We start from the raw sequence: 20,441 nt of genomic DNA, 5'->3' as shown, positions 1-20,441 counted from the left end.
TACGGGATCCAGCCGATCCCTCCCTCCGACAGCGCCATCTTCAGGGTCGGGAACTTCTTCCACATCGGCCCCCAGATCCAGTCGGCCGCCGAGTTGGCGATCGAGATCGGCATCGAGGTGATCCAGGCGTCGATCGGCGACAGGTCCGAGGCGTGGTTCGCCGCCGCCCCCGTGCCGATGTGGCAGCAGATCACCACCTGGTTGTCGGCGCAGACCTTCCACAGCGGGTCCCAGTAGGGATCATGGATCGACGGCCAGCCCGACAGCGCCGGGTTGTCGGAGAAGGACAGGGCGTGGACGCCCAGCTTGACCATCCGCTCGACCTCGGCCACCGCCGCCTGCATGTCCCAGAAGGGCGTCAGCATCAGCGGGATGAAGCGCCCCGGCGCCGCGCCCGCCCAGTCGAAGCAGTGCCAGTCGTTGTAGGCCCGGATGGCCGCAAGAGCGACCTCGGGGTCCTGCCGCGACGCCGTCTGGAAACGCGCCCCGGCGAAGCCCGGGAAGGTCGGGAAGCAGAGCGACCCCAGGATGCCGTTGGCGTCCATGTCCTCGACCCGCGCCTTGATGTCCCAGGTGCCCCGGCGCATCTGCTCGTAGTTGAGCGGCTCCATCCCGTATTCTTCCTTGGGACGGCCCACCACCGAGTTCAGGCCCATGTAGCCCGCCGCCTTCTCCTCGAACATCCAGACGTCGCGGCCGTCCCTCTGCTCGATCTTCGGCTCGCGACCCTTCAGGTGCGCCGGCCAGTGCGGCGTAAACGCCCCCGGAGGCTCAATCACGTGATCGTCCACGCTCACAAGGATCAGGTCATCGACAGTCATGCGCACTCCTCCGCGTTCTCGACGCTGCCGGCCGCCCCGGTAGAGCTGGACCGCCAACGACGCTATTTTCAGAATGACATTCTATATGAAGAACAATCTTCACGTCCACGCCTGATTGCGCATGACCTGGCCGCGGCGCGATCAAACGGCCGGCGAAAACGGCGCGCCAGCTGACGCCCGCCCCTGCCCGGAGCGTGCAAGCTTGTGACTCTTCGCCCAGATGGAAGGGCGTCCTCAGGCGATCCGGTTGCGATCGGCGAAGAGGATCAGGTCAGAGCGCGCGTCAAACGGTGCGACACGTCCCGCAGGGCTTCGCCGATCTCGCCTAGGGCGGCGTCTTCATACTGTTCGGAGAGCATGACCCCGACGATGGTGAAGGTCACCTCTCCCGCGCGGTCGAACACGGGCGCGGCCACGGTCTGGACCCCGCGCGTGAAATAGCCGCGGTCGACCGCCCACCCCCGCGCCTGGGCCGCCTCGACCTGGGCCCAGTATTCCTCGAACGTCAGCGGGGCCTGCCAGCGCAGCGACTTGAACGACGCCTTCAGCGCCTTGGGGGTCCAGCCGAGATAGGGCGCCATGGCGCGTCCGGTGGCGGCCATCAGGATGGGCAGCCGCTGCCCCTCAGCCATTTCAACGCGCACGTCCGCGGGACTGGCGACGCTCTTCACCAGCACGATCTTGTCGACGCCCAGCCGCTTCCACAGCGTCACCGTGATATGGAAGCGCGCGGCGATCTCCGCCATGAGCGGCGCGGCCGCCGCGACCCTCTGGCCCTCGGTCAGGAGTTCTCCGACCAGGGCGGTCAGGCCCATGCCCACCGTATAGGTCTTGGCCACCGCATCGAATTCGACGATGTCCTCGACCACCAGGGTGCGAAGTATGTTGAAACAGGTGCTGGCGTTGATGCCGAGCGTGCGTGAGATCGTGACGGAGCGGGTCGGCCCGCCGACTTCCACCAGATACTTCAGGATCCGGATGGCGTTCGAGACGGGCTTCACCAGCACCATGCGTTCGTTCGCGTCCGCGGCCTCCCCTGTCAGGATCGCCTCGACCTCGTCGTCGACGTCCAAGGCTCTTTCGGCTGCCGGCCCCGCCATAGTCTCTCCTGAAAGCCCCCAACCACGCCAAAGAGCGTCGTCGTCGAAACCGGCGTCGAAACGACGTGAATCCGCTCGACCCTTCCTAGCTATATTCTTCTAGTGACAGAAGAATGATCTCAATAGAGTAAATTCAATCAAAGCTTGCGCTGGACGCCCTCATGACCCCTGACCACGTTTCGCCCTGCCGCGGCTGCCAGACGAGCAAGACGCCCTGTCGCTTCGGCGCGGACGACTTCGTCGCCTTGAGCGAAACCGCCGCACGCGTGCGCCTCTCCTGCCCCGCCGCCTTCGAAGGCGGTCCGCGCGTGGCGCATGGAGGCTGGACAGCCGCCGTGTTCGACGATGTCCTGGGCCGCTTCCTGACGCATAGGGGCGTCAAATCGGTCACGGCCACCCTCACGGTAGACTACCTGCTGCCCGTGCCCGTCGAACAACCGCTTGAACTTCATCTTGAGATCGCCTCACGGGAAGGACGCCGCAACCATCTGACCGGCGTCCTGCGCCTGCAGGGAAGCGCCCGCGACCTGGCCGTCGCGCGCGGAGTCTGGGTTGAGCTTCGTCCAGGCCATTTCGAACGCCATCAGGCGCGAATGGCCGAACTCGGGGCCTAGAAGGGTCGCGGCGCCGCGGTTCGCCCCATCGGCGCCCCGCCGCCAGCTGTTGAAGGCCAGACGCGAGGACGGCCTTGAAGGCCGGAGATCAGTCGGACGCCGCCTCAATCCGCACAAGCACGGCGCCGTCCGGGACCTGGTCCCCTGCGACGACGGCAAGACCGACCACACGCCCGTCGAAGGGCGCCGCCATGCCGTGCTCCATCTTCATGGCCTCCAGGGTCAGGAGCCTCTGGCCGCGGCTGACGATCTGGCCCTCCTCGACCTCGATCGCGATGACCTTGCCCGGCATGGGGCTGAGAATGACGCCGTCCGAAAGGCGCTCGCCTTCGCCTCTTCCCTCGATGCGGCCAGGTCCGAACGGCCAGGCCTCCCCGTGAAGAAAGAGAATCTCGTGACCCCCGACGGTCGCGACGCGTCCCGGCGAGGCCCGCGCCGCCTCGACCCGATAGGCAAGACCCGCAATGGAGACCGTGACCTCGCGCTGGACGGGGGCGTTGGCCCGAAAGCCGGTCAGGCCCGTCCAGGCCCCGCCGTCCGGCCTCGAGACCAGGGCGGCCGCCGCAGCCGCCTGGACCGCGAGCGAAGGCTCTGCGCCGGGGACAAGGGCGTCGACGCCGCGCTCGATGAAGCCGGTGTCCACGCGGCCGGCGATGAAGGCGTCGTCGGCGGCGGCGCGCGCCAGGAAGGCCGCATTGGTGCGGACGGGCCAGGCCTCCACGCGCCCGGCGGCCTCGGCCAGTTTCGCGGCGGCCGCCTGCCGCGTCGGGGCGTGGACGATCAGCTTGGCGATCATGGGGTCATAGAAGGCCGTGACCTCGTCGCCTTCATGGACCCCGGTGTCGACCCGCACGCCATCTGGCAGGCGCAGGTGGTCCAGCCGGCCGATCGAGGGCAGGAAGCCGGTGCTCGGATTTTCAGCGTAGAGCCGCGCCTCCATGGCCCAGCCGTCGATAGCCAGCTCCTCCTGTCGCTTCGGCAAGACTTCGCCGGCGGCCGCGCGCAACTGCCACTCCACCAGATCCTGGCCGGTGATCGCTTCGGTGACCGGATGTTCGACCTGGAGCCGGGTGTTCATCTCCATGAACCAGATGCGGTCGGCCTTCAGGCCCTCGGACGCATCGGCGATGAACTCGATGGTTCCGGCCCCCACATAGCCTACGGCCCGGGCCGCCTTCACGGCCGCCGCACAGACCGCCTCGCGCACCTCGGGCGTCATGCCGGGCGCGGGCGCCTCCTCGATCACCTTCTGATGTCGCCTCTGCAGCGAGCAGTCGCGTTCGAACAGATGCACGACGTTCCCGTGGCGGTCGCCGAAGACCTGCACCTCGATATGGCGGGGCGACAGGATGTATTTCTCTATCAGGACGCGATCGTCGCCGAAGGCGGCCGCGGCCTCGCGGCGACAGGACTGCAGGCCGTCCAGGAAGTCTTCGGAGGCGTCGACCCGGCGCATGCCCTTGCCGCCGCCGCCGGCCACCGCCTTGATCAGGACAGGATAGCCTATGGCGTCCGCCTCGGCCCTGAGTCGTTCGGGCCCCTGGTCCTCTCCCATGTAGCCGGGCGTGACGGGAACCCCCGCGTCGATCATCAGGGCCTTGGCCGCATCCTTCAGGCCCATGGCGCGGATGGCGGACGGCGGGGCGCCGACCCAGACCAGGCCGGCGGCGATCACGGCCTCGGCGAAGTCGGCGTTCTCGGACAGGAAGCCGTAGCCGGGGTGGATGGCCTCGGCCCCCGCCGCCTTGGCCGCCGCCAGCACCTTGGCCGCATCCAGATAGGAGTCGCGCGCCGCCGCCGGGCCGATCAGCACCGCTTCGTCCGCCTCGCGCACGTGCAGGGCGTTCGCGTCCGCCTCGGAATAGACGGCGATGGTGCGCAGGCCCAGGCGGCGGGCGGTGCGGAAGACGCGGCAGGCGATCTCGCCGCGATTGGCGACCAGAAGGGATTTGAACATCAGAACCTCAATCCCGCTGCGGGAGCGGCGTGCGACGCCGCCCCGGCCCGGCGGTGCGTTTCGCCCACATAGTCGGCCATGGCCGCGCCCAGACGCTCGAGCAGGGAATCCCAGCCCGGTCCCGGGCCGCACCGGGCCATGGCCTGATTGGTGTCCGCGATCAGCTTGCCCAGATGACGACGCGCCAGCTCGAGCTCCTCATCCGCCAGTCCAGCCAGGCTTTCCAACGACGTCCTCTCCGTCACATCCGGAACACGCCGAAGCGCGTCTCGGGGATGGGGGCGTTCAGGCTGGCGCTGATGGCCAGGCCCAGGACGTCGCGGGTCTGGGCCGGGTCGATGACGCCGTCGTCCCAGAGGCGGGCGGTGGCGTAGTAGGGGTTGCCCTCATCCTCGTACTTCTGGCGGATCGGGGCCTTGAAGGCTTCGGCTTCGTCGGCCGTCCAGGTCTCGGCGTCGCGGTGGACGGTGGCCAGGACCGAGGCCGCCTGCTCGCCGCCCATGACGGAAATGCGGCTGTTGGGCCAGGTGAAGAGGAAGCGCGGGCTGTAGGCCCGGCCGCACATGCCGTAGTTGCCGGCGCCGAAGCTGCCGCCGATCAGGACGGTGAACTTGGGCACCTCGGCCGAGGCGACGGCGGTGACCAGCTTGGCGCCGTGCTTGGCGACGCCCTCGGCCTCGTACTTGCCGCCGACCATGAAGCCCGAGATGTTCTGCAGGAAGAGCAGCGGAATCTTGCGCTTGCAGGCCAGTTCGATGAAGTGCGCGCCCTTCTGGGCGCTCTCCGAGAACAGGACGCCGTTGTTGGCCAGGATGGCGACCGGCGCCCCCCAGATGTGAGCGAAGCCGCAGACCAGGGTGGCGCCGTACAGGGATTTGAACTCATGGAACTCCGAACCGTCGACGATGCGGGCGATGATCTCGCGCACGTCGTAGGGCGCTCGCACGTCTTGGGGAACAATCCCGTAGAGGTCTTCCGCCGGATAGAGCGGCGCTCGCACGGGCGCCAGGTCGAGGTCCGCCCCGCCCTGCCGCGGCAGGTGCGAGACGATGTCGCGCACGATGGTCAGGGCGTGTTCGTCACTGTCCGCCACATGGTCGACCACGCCGGACTTGCGGCCATGGGTGTCCGCGCCGCCCAGCTCCTCGGCCGAGATGACCTCGCCGGTGGCGGCCTTCACCAGGGGTGGACCGGCCAGGAAGATGGTGCCCTGATTGCGCACGATCACCGTCTCGTCGGACATGGCCGGGACATAGGCGCCGCCCGCCGTGCAGGAGCCCATGACGCAGGCGATCTGCGGGATCGCCTTGGCGCTCATCCGCGCCTGATTGAAGAAGATGCGCCCGAAGTGGTCGCGGTCGGGGAAGACCTCGGCCTGATGCGGCAGGTTGGCCCCGCCCGAATCGACCAGATAGACGCAGGGCAGGTTGTTCTGCTCGGCGATTTCCTGTGCGCGCAGATGCTTCTTCACCGTCATGGGGAAGTAGGCGCCGCCCTTCACCGTCGGGTCGTTGGCGACGATCATGACCTCCCGGCCCGAGACCCGGCCGACGCCGCAGATCATGCCCGCGCCCGGCGCGCCGTCCGGGTCCAGGGCGTCACCGTACATGCCGCTGGCGGCCAGCTGGCCCACCTCGAGGAAGGGCGAGCCGGGATCCAGCAGGCGCTCGACCCGGTCGCGCGGCAACAGCTTGCCGCGGGCCACATGACGGTCGCGCGCGCGCTGTCCTCCGCCCAGGCCGACCTTCGCCACCGCGCTGCGGAGGGTCTCGGCGAGGTCGCGGTTGTGGGCTGTATTGCTCTTGAACTGATCGCTGTTCGTGAGCAGCGTCGAAACGAGGACCGGAGCGCTCATGAGCCCAGCAGCTCGCGCCCGATCAGGAAGCGGCGGATTTCGTTGGTGCCGGCGCCGATGTCATAGAGCTTGGCGTCGCGGACCAGGCGCTCGACCGGCCATTCCCGGGTGTAGCCGGCGCCGCCCAGGGCCTGAACGGCCTCCAGCGACACCTTCACCGCGTTTTCCGAGGCCAGCAGGATCGCTCCGGCTGCATCGTAGCGGGTGGTCTTGCCCTGGTCGCAGGCGCGGGCCACGGCATAGACATAGGCGCGGGCGCTGTTCAGGGCGACGTACATGTCGGCGACCTTGGCCTGCATCAGCTGGAACCCGCCGATGGGCTTGCCGAACTGCTTGCGCTCGCGGACGTAGGGCAGGACCACGTCCAGCGCCGCCTGCATGATGCCCAGTGGACCGCCCGACAGGACAGCGCGCTCATAGTCCAGACCACTCATCAGCACGCCGGCGCCGCCGCCGACCGGGCCCATGACGTTCTCTTCCGGAATCTCGCAGTCCTCGAACACCAGTTCGGCGGTGTCCGAGCCGCGCATCCCCATCTTGTCCAGCTTCTTGGAGACCGAGAAGCCCTTCATGCCGCGCTCGACGATGAAGGCGGTGCAGCCCTTGGAGCCGGCCTCGGGGTCGGACTTGGCGTAAACCACCAGCGTATCGGCCGAGGGGGCGTTGGTGATCCAGAACTTGGCGCCGTTCAGGACGTATCGGTCGCCCTTCTTGTCGGCGCGGGTGCGCATCGACATGACGTCGGAGCCCGAACCGGCCTCCGACATGGCCAGCGAGCCGACGTGTTCGCCCGAGATCAGTTTCGGCAGGTATTTCTGCTTCTGCTCGGGCGTGCCCCAGCGGCGGATCTGATTGACGCAGAGGTTGGAGTGGGCGCCATAGCTCAGGCCGATCGAGGCCGAGGCGCGCGACACTTCTTCCATCGCCACGACGTGTTCGAGGTAGCCTAGCCCTAAGCCGCCGAACTCTTCCTCGACCGTGATGCCGTGCAGGCCCAGCTCGCCCATTTCGGGCCAGAGCTCGCGCTTGAACGCGTTCTTCTCATCGATTTCGGCGGCGAGCGGGGCCAACCGGTCGGCGGCCCAGCGGGCGGTGACGTCACGAATGGCGTCGGCGTTCTCGCCGAGGCCGAATTCCATGGATTGGAGCGCGAAGGGAATGCTCATGACATGTGCTCGGACATCAGATGTGAAGGGCGTGGCCAAGCGCCTTCAGGGCGCTTTCGTGGACGGCCTCGCCCAGGGTGGGATGGACGTGGATGACGCCGGCGACGTCTTCCAGAACGGCCCCCATCTCCATCAGGGTCGAAAACTCTCCCGCCAGTTCCGAGACGTGGCGGCCCACCGCCTGGAGCCCCAGGATCCGGTGGTCGGACTTGCGCGCCAGGACGCGCACGAAGCCGCCGTCGTCGCCCGCCTCCATCGACAGCGCCCGGCCGTTGGCCTGGAAGGGGAACTGGCCGACGAGGGTCTCGACGCCCTCGGGCGCCTGATCGGGCATCAGGCCGACGCTGACGATCTCGGGTTCGGTGAAACAGACGGCGGCGATGGCGACAGGATCGAACCGGCGCCTGTGACCGGCGATGATTTCGGCGACCATCTCGCCCTGGGCCGACGCCTTGTGGGCCAGCATGGGTTCGCCCACGAGATCGCCGATGGCCCAGACCCCGGTCGTCGACGTCGCGCAGCGGTCGTCGACCTTCACGAACCGGCCTTCCACGGCCAGCCCCATCTGCTCCAGCCCCCAGCCCTCCGTCAGAGGCTGGCGCCCCACGGTGACCAGGATGCGGTCGGCCGGAACCAGGACCGGTTCAGTTCCGTCGGCCGTCTGGATCAGCAGCCCCGCATCATCCTGTCCCAGGGCCTTAGCGCCGAGGTGGACGACGACGCCGTGCTTGGTCAACCATCGCGACACCGGCTCCGTCAGCCGGCTGTCGTACAGCGGAAGGATGCGATCCTGCGCCTCGACGATGGTCACCTTCGACCCCAGCTTGGCGAAGGCGATCCCGAGCTCCAGCCCGATATAGCCGCCGCCGACCACCGCAAGGGCCGTCGGAACCTCCGTCAGGGAAAGGGCGTCGGTCGAGGAGATCACCCCGCCGCCGAAAGGCAGGAAGGGCAGCTCCACCGGGGTCGATCCCGTCGCCAGGACGACGTGTTCAGCCTGGATAGACATCCTTCCGGCGGCGGTCTCGACCGTACAGGTCTTGGCGTCGGAGAAGCTCGCCCATCCCGTGACGACCCGGACCCCGGCCTTGCGCAGAAGGCCGCTCACGCCGCCGCTCAGCCGATCGACGATCCCGTCCTTCCAGCCCATGGTCTCGTCGAACCGAAGGCTCGGCGGCTGGCTCAGGCGGATGCCGAACCGCCCCGCCTCCCCCGACGCCGCCACGGCCTCCTCATAGAGGCCGGCGGCGTGGATCAGGGCCTTGGAAGGAATGCAGCCGCGCGTCAGACAGGTGCCGCCCAGCCGGCCGGTCTCGACCAGAACCGTGTCGAGCCCCAGCTGTCCGGCGCGAATGGCGGCCACATAGCCGCCCGGTCCCCCGCCGACGACGAGGACCTTGGGTCTGAGGGTCTCGGTCATCGCATCAGTCCATGAAGATCAGGGCGGGGTGTTCGAGCAGGCGTTTGACGCGCTGCACGAACAGGGCGCCGTCGTAGCCGTCGACGATCCGGTGATCGAAGGCGGACGACAGGTTCATCATCTTGCGCACCGTGACGAAGGACCCCTGCACCATCGGCCGGTCGACCAGCTTGTTGGGGTTGAGGATGGCCACCTCGGGATGATTGATCACCGGCGAGGAGGAGATCCCGCCGAGCGGTCCCATGCTGGTCAGGGTGATGGTCGAGCCGGACAGTTCCTCGCGCGCGGCCGTTCCGTCGCGCACGGCCCTGGCCAGCCGCGCGACTTCGCGCGCACAATCCCAGAGGTCGCGCGCCTCGGCATGACGCACGACCGGCACGATCAGCCCGTTGGGCGTCTGTGTGGCGATGCCGATGTGCACGCCTTCGTGGGCGTGCAGCACCCCGGCGTCGTCGTCATAGCGGGCGTTGATCTGCGGATAGTCCGGCAGGGCCTTGACCATGGCGCGCATGATGAAGGGCAGCAGGGTCAGCTTGGGCTGATCCTCGGTCCGGTGCAGGTTGAGGTCGAGACGCAGAGCCTCCAGCTCGGTCAGGTCGCATTCCTCGACATAGTTGATGTGCGGGATGCGGCGCTTGGCCTCCTGCATCTTCTCGGCGATCTTGCGCCTCAGGCCGACGATGCGGGTGTCGTTCACTCCGGTGCGAGCGACCAGGGACGAGCGGGCGCCGTCTTCGCCGTCCGCCACCAGATAGGCTTCGAGGTCGTCGGGCGTGATCCGACCCGCCGGCCCCGTGCCGGGGACCTGGATCAGGGACACGCCGAGATCCAGGGCGCGTCGCCGGGTCGAGGGCGAAGCCAGCGGCGCCTCCCCCGCAGAACGGCCGGATGAAGCGCTGCGACGCGAAACGCCGGACGGCGCGGCCGCCCTTTCCGCAAGGGCCGGCGCAGGGGGCGGAACCGGCGCTGGCGACGGAGCTGGCGACGGGGCGACTTCGATCATCGCTTCAGGCGGAACGGGCGCCGCAGCGGCCGGCGCTTCCACGCCCGCTTCGCTCTCGAACTCGACCAGGACAGCGCCGACGGGCAGCATGCCGCCCACCTCGCCGTGGACGGCGACGACCACGCCCGCGACCGGCGAGCTGATCTCGACCGTCGCCTTGTCGGTCATGACCTCGGCCAGGTTCTGGTCTTCCTCGACGACGTCGCCGACCTTGACCAGCCAGGCGACGATCTCGGCCTCGGCGACGCCTTCGCCGACATCGGGCAATCGGAACAGATAGCGCCCCATGGCCTAGTCCTCCATCGTGCGCTTGAGGGCCGCCGCAAGACGGGCGGGCCCGGGGAAATAATCCCACTCGAAGGCGTGCGGATAAGGCGTGTCCCAACCGGCGACCCGCTGGACGGCGCTCTTCAGGTGATAGAAGCAGCGCTCCTGGACCAGGGCGGAAAGCTCTCCGCCGAAGCCGCCGAACCGCGACGCCTCATGCAGGATGACGCACCGTCCGGTCTTCTTGACCGAGGCGACGATGGCGTCGACGTCCAGGGGAACGATGGAGCGAAGATCGATCAGTTCGGCGTCCACGCCGCTGTCCTCGATCCCAGCCAGGGCGACGTGGACCATGGTGCCATAGGCCAGCACGGTCGCCTCTGTCCCCTCGCGCACGATGGCGGCCTTGCCGAGCGGCACGGTGTAGCGACCGGCCGGCACCTCGGCCATGGGATCGCCCGCCCAGGTCTTGAGCGCCTGTTCGTGACGCCCGTCGAAGGGCCCGTTGTAGAGGCGCTTGGGCTCGAGGAAGATGACCGGATCATCGTCTTCGATCGAAGCGATCAGCAGGCCCTTGGCGTCATAGGGATTGGACGGGATGACCGTCTTCAGCCCGGTGATGTGGGCGAAGATGGCTTCCGGGCTCTGGCTGTGGGTCTGGCCGCCGAAGATGCCGCCGCCATAGGGCGAGCGCACCGTGATCGGGGCCCAGAACTCGCCGTTGGAGCGATAGCGCAGGCGCGCCGCCTCCGACACCAGTTGGTCGAAGGCCGGCAGGATATAGTCGGCGAACTGGATTTCCGGGATGGGCCGCAGCCCGAAGGCCCCCATGCCGATGGCCGTGGCGACGATCCCGCCCTCGGAGATCGGGGCGTCGAAACAGCGGGTCAGGCCGTGCTTCTTCTGCAGGCCGTCGGTGACGCGGAAGACGCCGCCGAAATAGCCGACGTCCTCGCCAAAGATCAGCGTGTCGGGATCCTCGGTCAGCATCACGTCGAGCGCCGAGTTCAGCGCCTGGATCATGTTCATCGTCGGCATTGGATCAGATCCCCAGTTCGCGGCGTTGTTCGACGACCCGCCAGTCGGGGTCCTTGAAGACGCCCTCGAACATCTCCTTCACGCTGGGCTTGGACTTGCCGAGGGTGCCCACGGCCTCCGCTTCCTTGACCGCCGCGCGCACCTCGGCGTCGAGCTCGGCCTGCAGTGCGGCGTGGCGGTCCTCGTCCCAGAGCCCCAATCCGATCATGTGGGTCTTGAGCCGCTCCACCGGATCGCCCAGGGGCCAAGCCTCGGCCTCGTCGGCCGGCCGGTACTTGGTCGGATCATCCGACGTGGAGTGGCCCGAGGCCCGGTAGGTGTAGAGTTCGATCAGGGTGGCTCCGAGGTTCATCCGCGCCCGCTCCGCCGCCCACTCCGTGGCCGCCCAGACGGCCAGGAAGTCGTTGCCGTCGACGCGCAAGCCCGGCAGGCCGTAGGCCAGGGCCTTGGCCGCGAAGGTCGTCTCATTGGCCCCGGCGATGCCCGAGAAGCTCGAGATGGCCCACTGGTTGTTGGTGACGCACAGGATCACCGGCGCCCGATAGACGCTGGCGAAGGTCAGGGCCTCGTGGAAGTCGCCCTCCGCGGTCGTGCCTTCGCCGATATAGGCCAGGGCGATGGATTGCCCGCCCTTGAAGGCCGAGGCCATGGCCCAGCCGACCGCGTGGCCGAACCGGCTGCCGACATTGCCCGAGAGCGAATAGAAGCCGTAGTCCCGCGCCGAATAGAGGATGGGGAGCTGGCGCCCCTTGAGGGGATCCTTCGCATTCGAGAAGATCTGGTTGCACAGGTCGATGAGCGGATAGTTCCGCGCCATCAGCCAGCTCAGGACCCGATAGGTCGGGAAGCACATGTCGTCACGGTCGAGGAAGAGGGACTGGGCGGCCCCGATCGCCTCCTCGCCCGTCGACTTCATGTAGAAGCTGGTCTTGCCCTGGCGGTGCGCCCTGAACAGGCGCTCGTCGAAGGCGCGGGTCAGCAGCATGGCGCGAAGGCCGGCCAGCAGGGTCTCCGCCGGAAGCTTCGGATCCCACGGCCCCGAGGCTTCGCCGGCGTCGTCGAGAACCCGCACCAGACCATAGGGCAGATCGCGCATCTCCCCTTCGACCGCCGTCGTCTCGGGACGGCGGGTCTCGCCCGGCTCGGGAATGAGGGAGCGATCAAAGGCCGGAGCGTCGCCGGGGCGGGCGGTCGGCTCGGGAATGTGAAGGCGCAGAGAAGGACGGTTTTGCATGATCTCGACCGAGGTTGAGCTGCGATACTGACCCATCCCGCCGGGCGCCCCGTTCTCGAAATCGCGCCAAAAAGTTCTAGGATCGAAATGAAAATCTATTACTGAAATAGATTATGGATTAGGAATCCTCGCCAGCTGTTTTCGAGAGCGCGCCCATGACGGCCTTTGAACCGGACGAAATCGACCGACGCATCCTTGATGTGGTCCAGCGGGTCTTCCCCCTGACGACGTCAGAACTGGCGGACCGCGTCGGGCTCTCGCAGTCCCCGTGCTGGCGCCGCCTCAATCGTTTGAAGGCCGAGGGCTATGTCGTGGACGCCAGGCCGCGCCTGGTCGCCGAAAAGCTCGGCCTCCACACCACGATCTTCGCCAACGTCAAGCTGTCGGCCCACGGCCGGACCAACCTCACGGAGTTCATCGACGCCGTCTCCCGGCTGCCGGAGGTCATCGAGATCCACCCCACCATGGGACCGTTCGACTTCCTGCTCAGGATCATCACCGGCACCGTGGAGGACTATCGCGAGCTCGCCTTCGGCCGCCTGCTCACCCTGCCCACCGTGCAGGAGATCAACTCGACCATGTCCCTGGGCGCCGCCAAGATGACGACCGCCCTGCCCCTGCGTTGACGCTCGCCTGAAGCCTCGGCCCGACCTCGGCGTCGGCTCCCTCCCGCTCGACCAGGATCAGGGCGTCGTCCCGGCAGAATCAGGACCGACGTCGAGATCCGGGGTTTCGTCCCGCCACCGCACCGAACCCGCCGGTCTCTCCAGCAGCCGCCGGACCTGGACCGGCGCCGAGGGATCCAGAAGCGCCCGGCTTTCGTCCAGCCCCTCCCGTCCCGAGCCCTCGCCGCGATGGACCAGATGCTGGTAGTCGTTCCAGGTGGGGGCGTGGAACCGCTCGGTCCAGCGCGTGGCGTCTGTGATGTCCCGGGCGATGGACCATCCGTAGCCGCCGGTGCGCAGGCGGTAGCGGCGCACCTTCTGCATCACGGCGTAGAAGGCGCGCGCATTGCGCGCCGGCACGACATAGTCGATCTCGATGACGATGGGTCCGCTGCGCGCGGTGATGTCGAGACCGACAGCGGGTCCGGCCCGATCGAGGCGTCGATCTTCGGGCGGCAGGGACATGTCCGGCAGCCGCAGCCAAAACCCGACGAAGGCCGAGGCCGTCATCAGCAGCCCCGCGACCAGAAGCGTGTCGCCCACCCCGATCTGGTCGGCGCAGCGGCCCCAGCCCCAGGCGCCAAGGGCTACGCCGCCGGCGATCGTCGCCTGGAAGATGGCCAGGGCCCGCCCGGCGACCCAACGCGGCGCAGAGACCTGGATGGAGATGCTGTAGAGCGTCAGCACGCTGGTCCAGGCCACGCCCGCGGCCAGGAGCGCCAGCAGGGTCGCAACCTCATGGCGGCTGACGGCGGCGACGATGATCGCCGCCCCCATGACGACGGCTGAAAGGCGGCTGGAGGGTTCCGTCTTAAAGCGGCGGCGGATCGACGGCAGCATGACGGCGCCGATCACCGCCCCCAGGCCGAAGGCGCCCAGGAGGAGACCGTAGACCGGCGCGTCGCCCTGCAGAAGCTCGCGCGCGATCAGGGGCATCAGGGCGGGAACGACGCCGCCGATCAGGCCGAACAGCAGGGTTCGGACAATGAAGACCCGGTGGGACGGGGCGTAGCGGATGAAGCGCACGCCCGACACGAGGGCGCGCCAGAAGGTTTCGGGCGCCAGTCGCGCCGGTTCCTGCTTGCGCTTCCACAGCACCAAAACCACCAGCAAGGGCAGATAGAAGACGGCATTGACCACGAAGGCGCCGATCGCCCCCACCGCGGCGACGAGAACGCCGCCGATGGCCGGCCCGAAGCTTCGGGCGACATTATAGCTGATCCCGTTGAGCGCGATGGCCGACGGCAGGGCCTCGCCCGGCACCTGTTCGGAGACTGACGCCTGCCAGGCGGGACCGAAGACGGCCATCCCGCTGCCCACGACGAAACAGGAGGCCAGCAGGATCGGCGGCGTCAGGAGCCCCAGAAGCGTCACCACGCACAGGCCGACCGCCCCGGCGAGCGCGAAGCTCAGCGCGCCAATGCAGACCAGGCGCCGGTCGAACATGTCGGAGATCGCGCCGGCCGGCAGGGCGAAGAGCATGATGGGAAGCATCAGGGCGGTCTGGACCAGGGCCACCATCATGGCGTCGTCGGTCAGGCGGCTCATGCTCCAGGCGGCCCCCACCCCCTGGATCAGGATGCCGAAGTTCGACAAGAGACTTGCCGACCAGATTCTACGGAATACCGGCACGCCCAACGGGGCGAGAAGGCCTTCAGCGCGCTCAGTCATCGGCGCTCCTCAGCGCGTACCTTGTCACGTCATCACGCCGGAATGCAGCGCCAGCTGCCCCCCGTCCGCATTCATGATCAGGCCGGAGACGTAGGCGGCGTCGTCCGACGCCAGGTAGGCAATGGCCTGGGCCTGTTCTTCGGCCTCGCCCATCCGCCCCATGGGCACGCGAGCGATGCGGGCCCTTAGCCGTTCCGGATCCATCCCGCTCGCCCCGGTGGTCAAATCCGTGGCCGTGATGCCGGGGCAGACGCAGTTGACGCGAATTCCGTGACGTCCCCATTCGACCGCCAGGGACCGTGTCAGCCCGATGACCCCGTGCTTGGACACGACATACCCGATCTGGTTCGGCACGGCGGCAAGACCGGCGATGGAGGCCACATTGACGATCGACCCGCGCCCGGCCGGGATCATCGCCGCGTTCGCGACGGCTTTCGACCAGTAGAACTGGGAATAGAGGTTCGTCCGCACCACGCGGTCCCAGGCCACGAAGTCTTCGGCCGGGGCCACGACCGAGATCCCGACATTGTTCACCAGCACATCGATGCGGCCGCAGGCGCGCATGACTTCGGCGACCGCCTCGGCCGCGAAGGCCTCGTCGGCGGCGTCCCCGGCCAGGGCCAGGCCGCGACCGCCGGCCGCCTCGATATCGGAGACGGCGGCCGCCGCCATGACCGGATCCACGTCGTTGACCGCGACCAGGGCGCCCTGACGGGCCAGCAATAGGGCCGCGGCCTTGCCGATGCCCCCTCCCGCGCCGGTCACGACGGCGACCCGCCCCTTGAACCTGAGGCAAGGCGAGTCCGGAGAATGCGACTGGGTCATGAGACGTCCGATTCTAGCGAATTGATTTCAAGGGCGCGGGCGCGACGACCCTGTCCTGGCCCGCGATCAGGCCGGCCGCCACGAGACCCAGGCCGATCACCGCCACCAGCGCGGCCACGGCTTCAAACCCGCCGGTCCATTGGTGCAGCAGCCCCACGCCCAGCGGCGCGAGCGCCGCCGGGACATAGCCGACGCCCTGGGCCATGCCCGACAGGTGCGACGCCACAGAACTGTCGGACGAGCGCAGGATCACCAGGGTCAGGGCCAGAGAGAACAGCCCCCCCTGCGCCAACCCCTGAACGATCGCCCAGACCCAGACGCCCGACAGGGGCGCCAGCAACAGCCCCAACAGGCCGCCCGTCGCGGCGAGCGACAACACCAGGGCCAGAACCCGCTGGTCGGGCCAGCGCGCGGCGACAGCCGGTATGGTCAGGGAGGTCGCCAGCTGGACCAGAATCAGGACGGACAGCACCAGCCCCGCGGTCTCGGCGTCGAGCCCGCGCTCGCGCAGGATGGGCGCCAGCCATCCCAGCACGCAAAACGCCAGCGCCGACTGAAGTCCCATGAAGAGCGCCACGCTCCACGCCAGCGGATCGCGCCAAAGACCCGGGACCGACGCCGCCGCAGCCCGGGTCCCTGACGTCTCGCGCCCCGCCTGCGGCGCCCACAACAGCAAGACGACGACGACCGGGACGGCCCACATCGCCAGTCCGATGCGCCAGCCGCCGCCCAGCGCCGTCTCGACGGGCACCGTGACGGCGGCCGCCAGGGCCGCCCCGCCGGAGATCGCCGTGACATAGGCCCCCGTCAGCAAGGCGGTCCGGTCCTGGAAGTCCCGCTTCACGAGCGCGGGCAGCAACACATTGGCCGTGGCGATGGCGGCGCCCGCCAGGATCGAAAACGAGAACAGGGCCCAGACCGGTCCAAGGGCCCGGCACGCCGTCCCCAGCGCGATCAGCAACAGGGCGCCGAACAGGCTGCGTTCGGTTCCCCATAGTTGCGCCAGCCGGGGCGCCAGGGGGGCGAAAACCCCGAGGCACAGCACCGGCAAGGTGGTCAGCAAGCCGACCTGCCAGGGCGCAAGACCCGTCGCCAGGGCGACCTCCGGCAGGCGCACCGAAAGGCTCGCGAACACCAGCCGGAGGCAGAAGGCGGCCCCGACGATTGCGACCGCCAGGAGACTCCGGTCGCGCCGTCCGACCGCGTGCAGGGACATCATTCAGGCTCCGCCCCTCGTCCGACGCGCAAAAGAATATCGCCTCGTGACTTGCAAGTTGTCATTCGACAGTGAGAATAAGATTTCAATGACAGACACGCAAGGCAGACCATGCTGATCGACGTCCATGCGCACCTCTTCACTCCAGGCATGCTGAACCGGCATCCGTTCTGGGGCCCTTTCATGAAGCCGCAAGGGCTGACGGTGGGGCATTTCTCGCTCGGCACCAAACAGCCGGCCAAGGCGGCGACCGACGCAGAGGCCGAGGCCAACCTCCTGGCGCGAATGACCCATGAGGCGCGCCTGGCCGTGATGGAACAGCGCGGCGTCGACAAGCTGGTGCTGTCCACCCCCTCCCACGCCTTCATGTACTGGGCCGGCGAATTCGGGACCGAGTACGCCCGGATCTGCAACGACGAACTCTCCGCCTTCTGCCGCGTCATGCCGGACAAGTTTGATTTCTGGGCCCACGCCAATCTCGCCGATCCGGAAGCCGCGGTGGAGGAGATCGACCGCGCCGTGCGGGTGCTGGGGGCCAAGGGGCTGTGCGTGGGCGGCACCAATTTCGACGGCATCCAGACCTATGACGAAAGACTGTTTCCGGTCTGGGCCAAGCTGGTCGAACTCGACGTGCCCATCATGGTCCACGGCTTCAACCAGTCGATCTACCTGGGCGAGCGCCATCATGAGGACCGGTTTGAAACCACCTCCATCGTCGGCGACTGCGTCGATGAGACCCTGTTCTTCTGGTACCTGATCTGCGGCGGAGCGCTGGACGCCTTCCCGACCCTGAAGACCTACATTACCCATGCGGGAGGCATGTCGGTGTTCCAGCTGGGCCGCCTCTCGGAGCTGAACGGCGTCATGGCGCCCGACGCCCGCAACCAGCGTCCGTTGATGGACTACATGAAGAACTTCTACTTCGATCTGGACGTCCACCATCCGGCCCTACGCCGCGCGGTCGTCGAGGTCGTCGGGGCCGACCAACTGGTCTACGGCACCAATTTCGGCGGGGCCTACGACTATGGCGACCTGACCGACGGGATCGATCTGTCCGACAGCGATCGTGAAAAAATTCGCAGCGGCAACGCCATCCGACTTCTCAAGCTCGACATGAGCCTGCCCCACCCGAGTTCATGATTTTTAAGGACATGCAGGCCGGATTCTCACGTCGGATGCCTCTCAAGGTTTGCTTTGACGGCCAATCGCCATTCGCGATAGAGAATAACTGAACAATTTTACTAATCCGTTCAAAATATGCCGCGTCGCCCGCGACACGGACATAAAGGTTCAACGAGGCCGCAGAGGACCTCGAGACAGGAGGAAAGCCCATGCTGATCGACCTTCACGCCCACGCCCCGCTGCCCGGCTACTACAACCAGGACCCCCACTGGGGTCCATTCTTCGAAAAGCACGACGACGGGCACATCCGCCTGCGCGTGGGGGAATGGATTCTATCCCTTGGCTCCCCGGAACGGCGCGCCGCCGTCAATCGCGGCGAGACGATGGAGGTCGAGGAATTCATGTCCAAGTGGAACGATCCGAAGCATCGTCTTGCCGGGATGGACGCCCTGGGCCAAGACGCTCAGGTCCTGTCAGTGCCCTCGCACTGCTACATGTACTGGGCCGACCCCGCCTTTGCGAACCGCTTCTCCACCAAGGTCAACGACACGCTCGCCGACTACTGCGACCGCTCTGACGGCCGATTGATGATGTGGGCCACCGCCGCCCTCCAGGACCCGGTCAACGCCGCAAAGGAGATCCGTCGCGCCTGCACGGAACTGGGCGCCAAAGGCCTCAGCGCCGGCGGCTCCAACTTCGGCGGCATGGAATTCGACGACCCGCGCATGGACCCGATCTGGGAGGTCCTGTGCGACCTGGACCTGCCCATGTTCGTGCACGGCTACAACCAGTCGGTGACCTGGGGACCCAAGGCCAACACCGACAAGTACGAGACCACGGCCATCGTCGGCATGAACTACGACGAGACCAAATGCTTCTGGTACCTGATCTGCGGCGGGGTGCTGGACCGTTTCCCCAACCTGAAGGTCTACATCACCCACGCTGGCGGCTTCGTGCCCTACCAGCTGGGCCGCTTGGCCCAGACCATCAAGAACCTTGACGTCGTCCACAACAAGAAGGATTTCGAGGCCTACCTGCCGAATTTCTGGTTTGACCCCGAACTGCACGAACTGCCGATGCGACAGGCCCTGGTGGAGGTGATCGGCGCCGACCGCCTGGTCTATGGCACCAATTTCGGCGGCTCGGACGCGATCCGCGGCGACCTCACGACCGGCCTGCGGATGTCGCCCGAAGACCTCGAGAAGGTGCGCTGGAAGAACGCCGTCGACCTGCTCCATATCGATCTCGACAAGATGGGACGCGCAAAGACGCTCGTCGCCGCCTGACCGCCCCGGCTGACGACGGCGTCGCCGCCGTCGTCAGCCGCCCGGGTCCGTCCCCTTCGCCGTCGCCAGGAGTCCCGATGCCCCGCCACGCCGACTGCAAAATCTGCACGATGCTGGAGACGACGCCGCCGGAAAGCCTGGTGCTCGCCGGCGCGCACTGGGGCGTGGTCGCCATGCGCGAGGCGCCCGGCGTCCTGATGGCCTTCACCCGCGACCACGACCAGGGCGTCGGCTCGATCTCGGACGCCGCTGCCGACGCCTTCGGACCTTTGATCAAAACTCTCTCGACCGGCCTCACGACCTCCGGGTTCGAAAAGACCTCGGTGATCTCGTTCGGCGACAACGCCATCCACACCCACTTCATGCTCGTGGGCCGCAAGCCGGCGGACGCGCCCATCTTCGACAATACGCCGCTGATGGCCCGTCTCGACTGCAAAGAGGGCGAGCGCGCCCGCGCCGTCGCCGGGCATCTGCGCGACGTGCTCAAGACTTCAGGACTGACCGCATGAAACTGGCACGATGCACCGACGGCGGCGCCCCCTTCTGGGCCGTTGTCGACCCCGAGGCCGACGCCGTCCGTCCGATCTCCGGCGGGATCGCCGACTGGGGTCCCGGCGTCACGCGTGGCGAAGGCGAAGCCGCCCTGAGGTTCGAGGGCCCCGCCCGCGCCCTGTCGACCCTGCGGCTGCTCGCGCCGTGCGAGCGGACCAGCAAGGTGGTCATCGCTGGCGCCAACTACAGCAAGCATCTGGTCGAATTCGGCGTGGCCGCGCCTGCCCAGCCGATCGCCTTTCTCAAGGCCTTCGGCGCGCTGATCGGCGCGAACGACCCCATTCGCTATCCGCCCCTCACCGATCAGCTCGACTATGAATGCGAACTGGTCGTGGTGATCGGAACCGATGAGATCGACCTGGGCGATACCCTCGCCTGTGTCCTCGGCTACACCGCCGGCAACGACGTCAGCGCCCGCGACCTGCAGCGCAGCGGCCCGCCGGGAATCGGCATGGATCTCTACGCCGCCAAGAGCCAGGACCGGGCCACCCCGGTCGGACCCTGGATCGTCACCCGCGACGAATTCCCCCCTGCGCCTGTCCACCACCATCAACGGCGAGGTCCGTCAGGACGGAACCACAGAGGACATGACCTGGGATGTCGAGGAACTTATCCGCTTCGTCCAGGCC

The 20,441-nt window shown here is 67.7% G+C and carries 18 protein-coding genes and 1 pseudogene; 6 read left to right on the top strand and 13 right to left on the bottom strand.

Translation table 11 applies throughout. The features are described from left to right. The coding region (locus tag HX774_RS16665) for an amidohydrolase family protein (RefSeq protein ID WP_178828605.1) at positions 1-821 on the bottom strand (821 nt) is incomplete at its 3' end. A 266-nt stretch (positions 822-1,087) separates the two neighbouring features. Beyond that, positions 1,088-1,894 (bottom strand): IclR family transcriptional regulator, encoded by an 807-nt coding sequence (locus HX774_RS16660; protein ID WP_255500511.1) that lies wholly within the window; start codon positions 1,892-1,894, stop codon positions 1,088-1,090. 188 nt (positions 1,895-2,082) lie between these two features. Here HX774_RS16660 and HX774_RS16655 point away from each other — a divergent pair, with 188 nt between their 5' ends. Next, complete coding sequence (locus HX774_RS16655) at positions 2,083-2,535, top strand: PaaI family thioesterase (protein WP_178828603.1); 453 nt, start codon at positions 2,083-2,085, stop codon at positions 2,533-2,535. A gap of 88 nt (positions 2,536-2,623) precedes the next feature. On the opposite strand, the gene HX774_RS16650 is transcribed toward HX774_RS16655, so the two are convergent. The 8 genes from HX774_RS16650 to HX774_RS16615 are packed head-to-tail and all read right to left on the bottom strand — an operon-like array spanning position 2,624 to position 12,475. Then, positions 2,624-4,492, bottom strand: coding sequence for a biotin carboxylase N-terminal domain-containing protein (locus HX774_RS16650; RefSeq protein ID WP_178828602.1), 1,869 nt, complete (start codon positions 4,490-4,492; stop codon positions 2,624-2,626). Continuing rightward, positions 4,492-4,719: a hypothetical protein gene (locus HX774_RS16645; protein ID WP_178828601.1), complete on the bottom strand. Its 228-nt coding sequence runs from the start codon at positions 4,717-4,719 to the stop codon at positions 4,492-4,494. The genes HX774_RS16650 and HX774_RS16645 overlap by 1 nt, the downstream gene beginning before the upstream one ends. Positions 4,720-4,733: 14 nt before the next feature. Next, the gene (locus HX774_RS16640) at positions 4,734-6,347 is read right to left on the bottom strand and encodes a carboxyl transferase domain-containing protein (protein ID WP_178828600.1); all 1,614 of its coding nucleotides are present in this window, start codon (positions 6,345-6,347) and stop codon (positions 4,734-4,736) included. Further along, positions 6,344-7,513, bottom strand: a complete 1,170-nt coding sequence (locus tag HX774_RS16635; protein ID WP_178828599.1) for an isovaleryl-CoA dehydrogenase — start codon at positions 7,511-7,513, stop codon at positions 6,344-6,346. Before HX774_RS16635 ends, HX774_RS16640 begins: the two co-directional genes overlap by 4 nt. 16 nt (positions 7,514-7,529) lie before the next feature. Continuing rightward, complete coding sequence (gene lpdA, locus HX774_RS16630) at positions 7,530-8,933, bottom strand: dihydrolipoyl dehydrogenase (RefSeq protein WP_178828598.1); 1,404 nt, start codon at positions 8,931-8,933, stop codon at positions 7,530-7,532. Positions 8,934-8,937: 4 nt separating this feature from the next. Next, complete coding sequence (locus HX774_RS16625; RefSeq protein WP_178828597.1) at positions 8,938-10,224, bottom strand: dihydrolipoamide acetyltransferase family protein; 1,287 nt, start codon at positions 10,222-10,224, stop codon at positions 8,938-8,940. A 3-nt stretch (positions 10,225-10,227) separates the two neighbouring features. Then, complete coding sequence (locus HX774_RS16620; RefSeq protein WP_178828596.1) at positions 10,228-11,241, bottom strand: alpha-ketoacid dehydrogenase subunit beta; 1,014 nt, start codon at positions 11,239-11,241, stop codon at positions 10,228-10,230. 4 nt (positions 11,242-11,245) lie between these two features. After that, the gene (locus HX774_RS16615; RefSeq protein WP_178828595.1) at positions 11,246-12,475 is read right to left on the bottom strand and encodes a thiamine pyrophosphate-dependent enzyme; all 1,230 of its coding nucleotides are present in this window, start codon (positions 12,473-12,475) and stop codon (positions 11,246-11,248) included. A gap of 155 nt (positions 12,476-12,630) precedes the next feature. Between HX774_RS16615 and HX774_RS16610 the strand changes: the two genes are divergently transcribed. Beyond that, complete coding sequence (locus HX774_RS16610; RefSeq protein ID WP_178828594.1) at positions 12,631-13,101, top strand: Lrp/AsnC family transcriptional regulator; 471 nt, start codon at positions 12,631-12,633, stop codon at positions 13,099-13,101. Positions 13,102-13,158: 57 nt separating this feature from the next. Here the strand turns inward: HX774_RS16610 and HX774_RS16605 are convergent, their stop codons facing one another. The 3 genes from HX774_RS16605 to HX774_RS16595 are packed head-to-tail and all read right to left on the bottom strand — an operon-like array spanning position 13,159 to position 16,855. Further along, positions 13,159-14,811: an MFS transporter gene (locus tag HX774_RS16605; RefSeq protein ID WP_178828593.1), complete on the bottom strand. Its 1,653-nt coding sequence runs from the start codon at positions 14,809-14,811 to the stop codon at positions 13,159-13,161. Between the two features lie 24 nt (positions 14,812-14,835). Further along, complete coding sequence (locus HX774_RS16600; RefSeq protein ID WP_178828591.1) at positions 14,836-15,636, bottom strand: SDR family NAD(P)-dependent oxidoreductase; 801 nt, start codon at positions 15,634-15,636, stop codon at positions 14,836-14,838. Positions 15,637-15,649: 13 nt separating this feature from the next. Further along, entirely contained in the window at positions 15,650-16,855 is a 1,206-nt protein-coding gene (locus HX774_RS16595) for an MFS transporter (RefSeq protein WP_255500510.1), read from the bottom strand. A gap of 108 nt (positions 16,856-16,963) precedes the next feature. Between HX774_RS16595 and HX774_RS16590 the strand changes: the two genes are divergently transcribed. The 4 genes and pseudogenes from HX774_RS16590 to HX774_RS16575 form a co-directional block, all read left to right on the top strand. Continuing rightward, a complete protein-coding gene (locus HX774_RS16590) occupies positions 16,964-17,992 on the top strand; it encodes an amidohydrolase family protein (RefSeq protein ID WP_178828589.1) in 1,029 nt (342 codons plus the stop codon). Positions 17,993-18,183: 191 nt separating this feature from the next. Further along, positions 18,184-19,260, top strand: a complete 1,077-nt coding sequence (locus HX774_RS16585; protein ID WP_178828586.1) for an amidohydrolase family protein — start codon at positions 18,184-18,186, stop codon at positions 19,258-19,260. A 77-nt stretch (positions 19,261-19,337) separates the two neighbouring features. After that, positions 19,338-19,769 carry a hypothetical protein gene (locus HX774_RS16580; protein WP_178828584.1) on the top strand — a complete coding sequence of 144 codons (432 nt, stop codon included), beginning with the start codon at positions 19,338-19,340 and terminating at the stop codon, positions 19,767-19,769. Further along, positions 19,766-20,441, top strand: a pseudogene (locus tag HX774_RS16575) (fumarylacetoacetate hydrolase family protein); the annotation flags it as partial. The gene HX774_RS16580 and the pseudogene HX774_RS16575, both read left to right, overlap by 4 nt.

The organism is Brevundimonas sp. P7753 (assembly GCF_013386595.1).
In the GTDB taxonomy this organism is placed as follows: domain Bacteria; phylum Pseudomonadota; class Alphaproteobacteria; order Caulobacterales; family Caulobacteraceae; genus Brevundimonas; species Brevundimonas bullata.
The sequence above is the reverse complement of the archived record's forward strand: the minus strand, read 5'-3'. Positions and strand labels throughout refer to the sequence as shown.

Coding starts and splice junctions, on each gene's coding strand:
- HX774_RS16655 (WP_178828603.1), top strand. CDS start 2,083: ATGACCCCTGACCACGTTTCGCCCTGCCGCGGCTGCCAGACGAGCAAG.
- HX774_RS16650 (WP_178828602.1), bottom strand. CDS start 4,492: ATGTTCAAATCCCTTCTGGTCGCCAATCGCGGCGAGATCGCCTGCCGC.
- HX774_RS16640 (WP_178828600.1), bottom strand. CDS start 6,347: ATGAGCGCTCCGGTCCTCGTTTCGACGCTGCTCACGAACAGCGATCAG.
- HX774_RS16635 (WP_178828599.1), bottom strand. CDS start 7,513: ATGAGCATTCCCTTCGCGCTCCAATCCATGGAATTCGGCCTCGGCGAG.
- lpdA (WP_178828598.1), bottom strand. CDS start 8,933: ATGACCGAGACCCTCAGACCCAAGGTCCTCGTCGTCGGCGGGGGACCG.
- HX774_RS16625 (WP_178828597.1), bottom strand. CDS start 10,224: ATGGGGCGCTATCTGTTCCGATTGCCCGATGTCGGCGAAGGCGTCGCC.
- HX774_RS16620 (WP_178828596.1), bottom strand. CDS start 11,241: ATGCCGACGATGAACATGATCCAGGCGCTGAACTCGGCGCTCGACGTG.
- HX774_RS16615 (WP_178828595.1), bottom strand. CDS start 12,475: ATGCAAAACCGTCCTTCTCTGCGCCTTCACATTCCCGAGCCGACCGCC.
- HX774_RS16610 (WP_178828594.1), top strand. CDS start 12,631: ATGACGGCCTTTGAACCGGACGAAATCGACCGACGCATCCTTGATGTG.
- HX774_RS16605 (WP_178828593.1), bottom strand. CDS start 14,811: ATGACTGAGCGCGCTGAAGGCCTTCTCGCCCCGTTGGGCGTGCCGGTA.
- HX774_RS16600 (WP_178828591.1), bottom strand. CDS start 15,636: ATGACCCAGTCGCATTCTCCGGACTCGCCTTGCCTCAGGTTCAAGGGG.
- HX774_RS16595 (WP_255500510.1), bottom strand. CDS start 16,855: ATGATGTCCCTGCACGCGGTCGGACGGCGCGACCGGAGTCTCCTGGCG.
- HX774_RS16590 (WP_178828589.1), top strand. CDS start 16,964: ATGCTGATCGACGTCCATGCGCACCTCTTCACTCCAGGCATGCTGAAC.
- HX774_RS16585 (WP_178828586.1), top strand. CDS start 18,184: ATGCTGATCGACCTTCACGCCCACGCCCCGCTGCCCGGCTACTACAAC.
- HX774_RS16580 (WP_178828584.1), top strand. CDS start 19,338: ATGCCCCGCCACGCCGACTGCAAAATCTGCACGATGCTGGAGACGACG.